The 1,247-nt window shown below is 44.7% G+C and carries 1 protein-coding gene; it reads right to left on the bottom strand.

Annotated elements, in window-relative coordinates:
* Positions 1–32 precede the first annotated feature (32 nt).
* Complete coding sequence (locus WS42_RS14710) at positions 33–1,175, bottom strand: IS481 family transposase (RefSeq protein ID WP_046451363.1); 1,143 nt, start codon at positions 1,173–1,175, stop codon at positions 33–35.
* Between the last annotated feature and the right edge of the window lie 72 nt (positions 1,176–1,247).

The raw sequence follows: 1,247 nt of genomic DNA, 5'->3' as shown, positions 1-1,247 counted from the left end.
TGTAATAGTCAAGACTTGTTCTGACAGCTTGTTTAGTATCGGACAAAAAAACTGTCAGCTGTTTGTTGCGAAGTTACGCAACTTTCTTGACTCTCACAACCGGATGGTGTTATATTAACGCCATTCGGTTTTATTGTTTCCTGATTTTGGAGTTTGTATTTCCTTGCGACGGCAATCCCTTCGATAAAAGTCTGCATGGGTGTTTTTCCGAAACAGTACTTTCCGGAGTGGGTTCTTTGGGTGTTGTAGGAGTTCATCCACGCATCGAGGTCTGTTTGCAGTTGCTCAATAGAGGTATAGATTTTCTTTCTAAATGCGATTGCATAGAACTCGTTCTGCACGGTTCTGTTGAATCTCTCGCAGATGCCGTTTGTCTGCGGGCTTTTCGCCTTGATTTTAGAGTGGTCTATATCCTCCACAGCCAGATACAGTTCATATTCGTGGTTTTCTCTGTTTCGGCAGTATTCCGTTCCTCTGTCTGTGAGCATACGCATCAGCTTCAGGTCATGCTGCTCGAAGAAAGGCACTATCCTGTCATTGAGCATATCGGCAGCGACAAGGGCGTTCTTCCTGTCGTATAGCTTAGCAAATCCGATTTTGGAGTAAGTGTCAATGACGGTCTGCTGATAAATGTGTCCGACACCTTTGATGTGTCCAACATAATAAGTATCCTGGGCGACAAGGAAACCGGGATAATAGGTTTCTATCTCTCCATGAGCCTGTTTCTCTTCCTTTGCTTTCTCCAATGCAGCCACTTGGTTCTCATCAAGGATAATGCCCTCTTGTTCCACTTTGGCAGACAATGCTTTCAGGCGTTTCTGGAAGGTCTCCATATCGTGCCGCAGCCAAATGGAGCGTACTCCGCCCGGCGAAACAAGAATGCCTTTCTTCCGCAATTCATTGGATACACGCACCTGCCCCAATGCCGGATTGTCTATCGCCATCCCTACCACAGCCTGCTCGATGTGTTCTTCCACACGGTTCTTTATGACAGGCTTACGGCGTGAGATCTCCTGCAAGGCGATTTCACCTCCTTGTTCATACAGCTCCTTAAAACGATAAAAACTGTCACGGCTATAACCCATAATCTTGCAAGCACGTGATACGTTTCCTAACTGTTGGGAGAGTTCAAGCAATCCCAGTTTGTTCTTGATGACTTTTTCTGATGTGGTCATAACTCAATCTGTTTTCTGTTACAAATTTATTCTTTTTATACGTAACTGTCAGATTAAGTCTTGACTATTACA

Source organism: Odoribacter sp. N54.MGS-14, from assembly GCF_000980295.1.
Classification (GTDB): domain Bacteria; phylum Bacteroidota; class Bacteroidia; order Bacteroidales; family Marinifilaceae; genus Odoribacter; species Odoribacter splanchnicus.
Note: the sequence above shows the minus strand (reverse complement) of the source record. Positions and strands in the feature narration are given on the sequence as shown.